This is a genomic window from Streptomyces sp. WAC 04229 (genome assembly GCF_003947455.1).
Lineage (GTDB): Bacteria > Actinomycetota > Actinomycetes > Streptomycetales > Streptomycetaceae > Streptomyces.
In genome coordinates this window covers 1-7,620 of the sequence record NZ_QHJH01000267.1, presented here as the reverse complement: position 1 = coordinate 7,620, position 7,620 = coordinate 1, and the positions used below count along the sequence as shown (strand labels likewise).

8 protein-coding genes and 1 pseudogene are annotated in these 7,620 nt (G+C 73.8%); 7 read left to right on the top strand and 2 right to left on the bottom strand.

The genetic code is table 11. The features are described 5' to 3' along the window. Together DMH12_RS39345 and DMH12_RS35800 are read right to left on the bottom strand one after the other, a co-directional pair. Positions 1-202, bottom strand: a pseudogene (locus DMH12_RS39345) (DUF4232 domain-containing protein); the annotation flags it as partial. A gap of 339 nt (positions 203-541) precedes the next feature. Beyond that, positions 542-1,459 carry an alpha/beta hydrolase gene (locus DMH12_RS35800; RefSeq protein ID WP_125495480.1) on the bottom strand — a complete coding sequence of 306 codons (918 nt, stop codon included), beginning with the start codon at positions 1,457-1,459 and terminating at the stop codon, positions 542-544. 205 nt (positions 1,460-1,664) lie between these two features. On the opposite strand from DMH12_RS35800, the gene DMH12_RS35795 reads away from it, so the two are divergent. The 7 genes from DMH12_RS35795 to DMH12_RS35765 form a co-directional block, all read left to right on the top strand. Beyond that, positions 1,665-2,546, top strand: a complete 882-nt coding sequence (locus tag DMH12_RS35795) for a helix-turn-helix domain-containing protein (protein WP_125495479.1) — start codon at positions 1,665-1,667, stop codon at positions 2,544-2,546. After that, entirely contained in the window at positions 2,543-3,262 is a 720-nt protein-coding gene (locus DMH12_RS35790; protein WP_125495478.1) for a DNA alkylation repair protein, read from the top strand. Before DMH12_RS35795 ends, DMH12_RS35790 begins: the two co-directional genes overlap by 4 nt. Positions 3,263-3,386: 124 nt before the next feature. Then, the gene (locus tag DMH12_RS35785) at positions 3,387-4,316 is read left to right on the top strand and encodes a DUF4129 domain-containing protein (RefSeq protein WP_125495477.1); all 930 of its coding nucleotides are present in this window, start codon (positions 3,387-3,389) and stop codon (positions 4,314-4,316) included. Next, positions 4,313-4,888, top strand: coding sequence for a hypothetical protein (locus tag DMH12_RS35780; RefSeq protein WP_125495476.1), 576 nt, complete (start codon positions 4,313-4,315; stop codon positions 4,886-4,888). The genes DMH12_RS35785 and DMH12_RS35780 overlap by 4 nt, the downstream gene beginning before the upstream one ends. After that, positions 4,885-5,883, top strand: a complete 999-nt coding sequence (locus DMH12_RS35775) for a MoxR family ATPase (RefSeq protein WP_125495475.1) — start codon at positions 4,885-4,887, stop codon at positions 5,881-5,883. The genes DMH12_RS35780 and DMH12_RS35775 overlap by 4 nt, the downstream gene beginning before the upstream one ends. Then, on the top strand, positions 5,880-7,220 hold the full coding sequence (locus DMH12_RS35770) for a DUF58 domain-containing protein (protein ID WP_125495474.1): 1,341 nt from the start codon (positions 5,880-5,882) through the stop codon (positions 7,218-7,220). The genes DMH12_RS35775 and DMH12_RS35770 overlap by 4 nt, the downstream gene beginning before the upstream one ends. Next, positions 7,217-7,620 (top strand): hypothetical protein (locus tag DMH12_RS35765; RefSeq protein ID WP_125495473.1); only part of this gene is annotated, 404 nt, incomplete at its 3' end. The genes DMH12_RS35770 and DMH12_RS35765, both read left to right, overlap by 4 nt.

Below are 7,620 nucleotides of genomic sequence, written 5' to 3'. Positions count from 1 at the left end.
GCCCCCCGGTGCCCTCCCCGCCAGACTCGTCCCCGGCGCCCTGCTGCGAATCGCCCGAGCCCGAACCGCCGCCCGGGGACGCCTCGCTGGACGCCGCCGACGGGTCGCTCTGCCCCGTGGCGTCGTCGTCGTTCTGGCAGGCCGTGAGCGAGAGGCTCGCGGCAACGGCGAGAGCTGCGAAGGTGAGCTTGTGAACGCGCATCGTTTCTTCCTCGGTATCGGTTGGGCGTGCCGACCGTCGGTACCAGTCGCTGGTGTACCGGCGCTTGTGCACACGAAGAGCCACCCCGCCGGGCAGTCCGTTCCGCGCAACCGTCCCTGAAGACATTCCTGTTACACGCACTCAGGGCGCACGACCCACCACCGCCGGCACACGCCCGGCCGGGGCACGCCCTCCGCCGGCCGGACAGACACCTCCAGCCGCCGTTCCTCACCTGTCCGCGACCACCGCCCTCTGGGACAGTCCTGTAACCCGGCGGATCTTGACCACACCCGTCGGCATGGCGTTCGTCCGCCTCCCGGGGCCGGCGCTGAAGGGCAGTCATCCGGCCAGGCTCCTGCCGAAGAACGCGGTGAGTTCGGCGACGGCCGGAGTGACGTAGGCGTCCCTGTCGTACAGGTCGACGTGCGTGGCTCCGTCGATGACGGCCAGCCGCTTGGGCTCGGCCGCCCTCTCGATGGCCTCCCTGCTGAAGTACCCGGTCTCCGCCGCTGAGCCGATGATCATCAGCAGGGGGCGGGGCGAGACGAGTCGGATCATCGCGTACGAGTCGTACTGGGCGATCAGGTCGACGCTGCGCTGCACCCATCCCCGGTTGGCGCGCGGGTGGTGACCGCGCGGAGTGCGGTAGTAGTCGAAGGTCTCCCGCAGTTGGCGGGTTGCGGTCGGCGGCAGGTCCTCGGCACTGTCGGGCAGCCATGCCACCATCCGTGGGGCGGCGCCGCGTGCTTCCGCCGTGCGCTGCGCACCGGCCTGGTCGAGCATCGCCCTGAGGACGGCCGGGTCCTGTGTGCGGCCCAGTCCCTCCCGGATCACCGAGCCCATGTCCGCGGCACTCACGGTGGCCACGCTCCTGATCCGGTGGTCGGTCTGTGCGGCGTACGGCACGTAGCCGCCGGAAGCGCAGATGCCGAGGGCTCCGATGCGGTCCGGGTCGATGTCGTCGCGCGTGGTCAGGTAGGTCACGGCGGACTTGATGTCCTCGGCACGTTGGAAGGGGTCCTCCAGCCCTCGTGGCTCCCCCTCGCTCTCGCCCTGGTGGGCGGCGTCGAAGACCAGCGCGGCGAATCCGGCCCGGGCCAGGCGCTCGGCGTAGACGCTCGGACTCTGCTCCTTCACGCTGCCGCCGGGGTGGGAGACGACCACAGCCGGTAGCCGGCCGTCGATGTGGTCCTCGGGGGTGAAGAGGGTTCCTGCGAGGGAGAGATTGCTGCTGGGAAAGGTGACGTCGGCCTTCATGTTCCTGTGTCTCCCGGAGGTGGAGGCGGTCGATGCGTCTCCGGCGGTGGTGTCCCCCTCGGGGCCGTCCGTCCGTCGGTCGCGTCACCGACCCTCGCAGCCGGTACGGAGAGGGGTAAGGGGCGTCTTCTGACCCGGGACAGCGCTGTCCTGGGACACACCAGGCCCCCTGTCGCGGGCGCGCCCGTCTGCCAGACTTGCCCTCATGAGCAGCGGCAACGCGCGCCGGAGCGAGCTGGGCGCCTTCCTCAAGGCCAGGCGTACGGAGCTGAGCCCGGCCCAGGTCGGGCTGCCCGAATCGGCCTCCCGGCGCAGGGTCAAGGGGCTGCGCCGGGAGGAAGTGGCCCTGCTCGCGTCGATCAGCCCCGACTACTACACCCGCCTGGAACAGGGCCGCCGTCAGGCGTCCGAGCCGGTACTGGACACGCTCGCGCGGGTCCTGAGGCTGGACGACGGCGAGCGTGCGTACCTGTTCGCGCTGTCCGGCCGGGGTGCCGCCCGGCCCCGGCGGCGCACCGCGCAGGAGGTCCAGCCGCAGCTGCGGAGGCTGCTGGACGGCCTGCCCACCACTCCGGCCGTCGTCCTGGGCCTGCGCACCGACATCCTCGCCTGGAATCCGATGGCGGCGGCCCTCTTCACCGACTTCGCGCGGATTCCCGAGGAGCGGCGCAACTTCGTACGACTGGTCTTCCGGGATCCGGTCGTCCGGGGCCTGTACCCGGACTGGCAGTGGGTGGCGCAAACGAGCCTGGCGCAGCTGCGCATGGATGCCGTCAGGGACCCGAAGGACCCCCGGCTCGCGGAACTGGTGGGCGAGCTGTCGCTCCAGGACCCCGACTTCAGGCGCTGGTGGGGAACTCACCGCGTAGCCACCCAGGGCACCGGCACGAAGATCCTCCAGCATCCGGTCGTCGGCCGGCTTTCTCTCGGCTGGTCCTTCCTCACCCCTGCGACGGACCCCGAGCAGCAGCTCGTCACCCTGACCGCCGAGCCGGGCTCCCCCAGCGACGCGCGTCTGCGGATCCTCGCTTCCTGGGCGGCGCGGGGCACCCGCCGTCCGGAGGCGCGCTACGGTCCGGACACATGACGTCCTCCTCACGCGCGCCGCTGGAGCGGCTGCGGTCCGAGCTGCGGGAGCTGGCCGAACCCCAGGTACGCGCCCAGCTCGTACGGGTACTCAGCCCCGCGGACGACGACGAGCTGCTCGGCGTAAGGGTCCCGGTGCTGCGCGAGCTCGCGCGGCGCTACCGCGGGTTGCGGACGGAGGAGGTGGACGCCCTGTTGCGCAGCCGCGTCCACGACGAACGGTTCGCCGGTCTCCTGGTGCTGGCCGAGCAGATGCGTCTCGCCCGCGGCAGCCGGGAGCGCGGGGCGCTGGTGGACTTCTACCTGGCGCGCACCGACTGCGTGGACAACTGGGATCTGGTGGACGGATCCGCGCCGGTCGTGCTGGGCAAGTGGCTGCTGGAGGAGTCGCAGGACGTCCTGGACGAGGTGCTGGGCCGCCTGGCCGGGTCGGCCTCCCTGTGGGAGCGGCGGATCGCCGTCGTGGCCACGCTGCCACTGATCCGCGCCGACCGATACGAGCCGACGTTCTCCCTGGTCATCGTGGTCCGCCAGGATCCGGAGCCGCTCATTCACAAGGCGCTGGGGTGGATGCTCCGGGAGATCGGCCGCCGTGACGCACGGGCGTTGGTCAACTTCCTCGAGCTGCACGCCGCCGAACTGCCGCGGGTCACCGTGCGCCACGCCACCGAGCGCCTGGGGCCGGAGGACCGGGCGAGGTTCGTGCGTCGTCGGTAGACGGCCCGTCGCGCGGGACCGGGCCCGGCCGCCGTGGGCGGGGGTGGCCCGTCCGGCGGGGCTCTTCGTGTGTCAGGATGCGGTGAACTGACCTTGGGGGAAAGGGTTCAGCCGGGGGGTCGGCATGGAACATGGGGAGCATGGGAGACGCCGGGCGGTACCCGGGGCGGTGGTCGCCGCCGGGGTGGTCGGGGCGCTGGCGGTCGCGGCGCTCGTACTGCGTCCCGCGGAGGACCTGCTGCACTCCGGCAAGGGGCCGCTCGGCCACTGGGGCATCGTCGCGATCGGGTCGTCCGTCGCCTGGGCGCTGGGGATCATGCTCGCCGTCCAGCGGCTGCGCCCCAGGATCGCGGCCGACCGCGCCCCGCTGACACCGGGTGAGGAACGGCTGCGGCGGGCGGCTGTGCCGCTGCTCCTGGCCGGGCCGGGCGTCATCGGCGTACTGGCCCTGGTCATGCATCGGTTCAACCACCGGAGCACATCACCCAGCCCGCCGATGGACATGCCGCCACCGGTCTCGCCGCCACCGGGTCTCGGCAGGGCCGATTCCGGGCAAGGCTCCGGACACGGCTCCTCCCTGCCGCTGTACGTGCTGCTCGGCCTGCTGGCCGCGGTGGTGGTCGTGGTCGTCGTGGTGCTCGTCGTGCGGCGGCTGCGCCGGCGGGGGCTGACCGTGCCGGCGCTTCCCGAACGCTCGGGCGCCCCTGCGGAGGACGAGGACGCGCGTCTGCTCCTGTCCGCCGTGCACTCGGGCCGCCGCGCCCTCGCCGACACCGGTGACGCCCGTACGGCCGTCATCGCCTGCTACGCGGCGATGGAGGACGCCCTCGTCGCGTCCGGCGTACGGCGGCACGCCTCCGACAGCCCCGCCGACCTGCTCACCCGCGCCGCCGACGCGGGCCTGGCCCCCGGCCCTGCCGCGCCACGGCTCACCACGCTGTTCCGCGAGGCCCGCTATTCCTCGCATCCGATGGGGCCCCCGCACCGGCAGGCCGCGGCCGCCGCCCTGGAAGAGATCGCGTCGCTGCTCCAGCACCGGGAGGCACGCCGGTGAACGTGCGCACGGAACGGCCCGCGGGGCAGGACACGCTCACGCTTCGTCGGCTCGGTCTGCTCGGCGCGGCGGTCGCCGCCTCCGGCGTCCTGCTCGTCCTGCTCCTCGACGGCGCCCGGGCGGCCGGCGCCGTCGTGACCCTGCTCGCCGTCGCGACGCTGGCCGTGGCCCGGTACGTCGCCGGGGCGGGCGCCCTCGACTCCGGAGGGCGGGGGGACGTACGGCTGCTGCGGACCCGGACGCCGGGCATGGGCGAATGGCGACGGAACGTACGCACCGCCACCGGTCCCGACGGCGCCCTCTACTACCGGGCGGTGCTGCGGCCCGAGCTGCGCCGCCTCTACGCCGCGGCACTCGCCGAGCACCACCACGTCTCACTCGACCAACAGCCCCGGCGCGCCGCCGACCTGATCGGACCCGACCTGTGGCCCTGGCTCGCGCCCGAGACGCCCCGCACCGGGCCCGACGGCGGCATCCCCGTCGACGTACTCCACCGCCTCGTCGACCGGCTCGAACACCTCGGCTCACCCCGCACGCGTACCCCCGGCACTCACAAGGAAGAAGCGACGTGACGAGTCCCACCACGCCTCAGCCCCTTACCCCCGAGCAGGCCGGCGAGCAGGCCGGTGCCGTGCTGCGCGAGATCGGACGTGCCGTCGTCGGCAAACCGGACGCCCTCGAACTGGTGATGCTGGGCGTACTGGCCGGCGGGCACGTCCTCGTCGAGGATCTGCCGGGGCTCGGCAAGACGCTCCTGGCGCGGTCCTTCGCCACCACGCTCGGCCTGGACTTCCGGCGGATCCAGTTCACGCCCGACCTGCTGCCGTCGGACGTCACGGGGGCGCCGCTGTACGACCAGCGCACCGGCGAGATGGTGTTCCGTCCCGGGCCGGTCTTCACGCACCTGCTGCTCGCCGACGAGATCAACCGGACGCCGCCCAAGACGCAGGCCGCGCTGCTGGAGGCGATGGCCGAGTCGCAGGTGACCGTGGACGGTGAGACGCGGCCGCTCGCCGACCCGTTCATGGTGGTCGCGACCGCCAACCCGGTGGAGTACGAGGGCACGTACTCGCTGCCCGAGGCCCAGCTCGACCGGTTCCAGCTGCGGGTGCGGATGGGCTATCTGAGCGCGCGGGAGGAACTGGCCATGCTGCGGGCCCGGATCGACCGGGCCGCGCCCGAGGCGGTGCTCAAGCCGCTGGCGGGGCCGGCGGACGTCGTGGCCTGGCGGCGCGTGGTGGAGGGTGTGGAGATCGACGACGACCTGCTGGAGTACGCCGTCGCGCTCGTCGGCGCGACCCGCGAACACCCCCAGATCAGCATCGGCGCCTCGCCGCGGGGCGGGCTCGCTCTGGTCCAGCTCGCGCGGGCCCGTGCCGTGCTGAACGGCCGCGACTACGTCGTCCCGGAGGACGTCAAGGCGCTCGCGGTGCCGGCGCTGGCCCACCGGGTCTCGCTGCGGCCGGAGTTGTGGGTGCGCGAGGTGGCCACGGACGACGTGCTGCGGGAGATAGTCGACAGCGTCGGCACGCCGTCCACGCGGCGCACGGCCGCCGCGTCGTCATGACCGCGCCCGCGCCGGCACCCCGGCCCGGCGCCGCGGTGGTCCGCGCCCTGGAGGGGCGCACCTCCCCCGCGCAGCCGCCACCCCCGCCGCCCGGCGGGCCGCGCCCCGGTGAGCGGACGCTGCGCCTGCTGACGGTCGCCGTCGTCGCGCTGTCCGCCGCCCTGCTCACCGGCCGGGCGTGGCTCCTCGCGCTCGCGGCCGCGCCGCTGGTGCTGCTGGCGCTCGCGCTGCCGCGCGCGTACGCCCGGCGTGTCGAGACGTCGGCCACCGTGGAACCGAGGCGCTGCTTCGAGGGCGACACCGTTACCCTCCGGATCTCGGTGGCCCACGACGGCGGAGCCGTCCGGCTCGACCCCGGGGTCACCCTCGGCCCGGGCCTGCGGCTCGACGAGGTCGTGGTCGGCGCGTCCACGGTGACGCTGCGCCACACGGCGCTGCTCTGGGGGCGCTGGTCGCTCGGACCCGTGGACCTCGACGTGTACGACGCCGGGGGCACCGTGCGCCGTACCGTGCGGGTCGAGGCGGCCGAGGTGTCGGTGTTCCCGCGCCCCACGCAGGCACGGTTCACGCCGATTCCGGCGCGGTTGCCGCAGCGGCTCGGCGAACACGCCTCCGTACAGGCCGGAGAGGGCGTCGAGGTCGTCGGGGTGGGGGTGTGGGTGCCCGGGGAACGGCAGCGGCGCATCCACTGGCCGTCGACGACCCGGCGCGGCTCGGTGCAGTTGCACCGGTTCGCGGCCGAGCGTGCCGCCGACACGGTGATGCTGCTCGACGCGTTCGGGGACGTGGTCGACCCGGTGACCGGGGTGTCGTCCCTGGACGAGACGGTGCGGGCGGCCGCCGGGCTGGCCCGCGCGTATCTGCGTACCCACGACCGGGTGGGGGTCGTCTCGACCGGGGGCACTACGCGCTGGCTGGCGCCGGGCACCGGGGACGCGGCGTTCTACCGCATCGTCGAGAGTGTCCTCGACGTCCGCAGGGACCGGCGCTTCGACGGGCCCGGACTCGAGCGGGTGCCGCCGCCCGCGCTGCCGGAGGGCGCGCTCGTCTACGTGTTCACTCCGTTGAGCGACGCTCGGATACTCAAGGTGCTGCGGGATCTTCAGGGGCGGGGGCGCCGCCCGGTGGTCGTGGAGATACCGAGCGGGGATCCGCCGGTCGAACCCGGTGACGTTTCCGGCGAGTTGGGGCTGAGGCTGTGGCACGCGGACCGGGACGCCATGAGGTTCGCCCTGCGGGACAGCGGGGTGCCGGTGCTGCGGCACGTCGTGGGTGAGCCGTTGGATCTGGCGTTGGCGCCGCTGTTGTCCGGGCGGGTCGGCGGGAGGGCGCGATGACGGTGCTCGAGATGCGGGTGAACCTGCGGGAGTGGGCGCGTTACTGGGTCGGCACCCTGCCCGTGCGGGTGATCGCGTCGGCCGCCGTCGTGATGGCTTGGCGGCCGTGGGCGACCGTGGGCGGGGCGCGGGACGGCCTGCTGTTCGGATGCGCGGTCGTCTTCGCGGTGTGGGCGGCACCCGCGCTGGACCGGCGGCCCACGCTGGAGTCGGCCCGCTGGTCCCACCTCCTGGTGCGGCACCGGACGACCGTGCTGGCGTCGGGTGTCGTGGTCGTCGCCGCGTTCGGCGACCCGGCGTGGTGGGAGGGTGCCGGGGTGGTCGTGCTGCTGGTCGCGTACCTGGTGACGAGCGAGAGCCGGCCGTGGCGGTGGGGGCGCGGGACCGCGCGCGTGTGGGG

Coding starts and splice junctions, on each gene's coding strand:
- DMH12_RS35800 (WP_125495480.1), bottom strand. CDS start 1,459: ATGAAGGCCGACGTCACCTTTCCCAGCAGCAATCTCTCCCTCGCAGGA.
- DMH12_RS35785 (WP_125495477.1), top strand. CDS start 3,387: ATGGAACATGGGGAGCATGGGAGACGCCGGGCGGTACCCGGGGCGGTG.
- DMH12_RS35770 (WP_125495474.1), top strand. CDS start 5,880: ATGACCGCGCCCGCGCCGGCACCCCGGCCCGGCGCCGCGGTGGTCCGC.
- DMH12_RS35790 (WP_125495478.1), top strand. CDS start 2,543: ATGACGTCCTCCTCACGCGCGCCGCTGGAGCGGCTGCGGTCCGAGCTG.
- DMH12_RS35795 (WP_125495479.1), top strand. CDS start 1,665: ATGAGCAGCGGCAACGCGCGCCGGAGCGAGCTGGGCGCCTTCCTCAAG.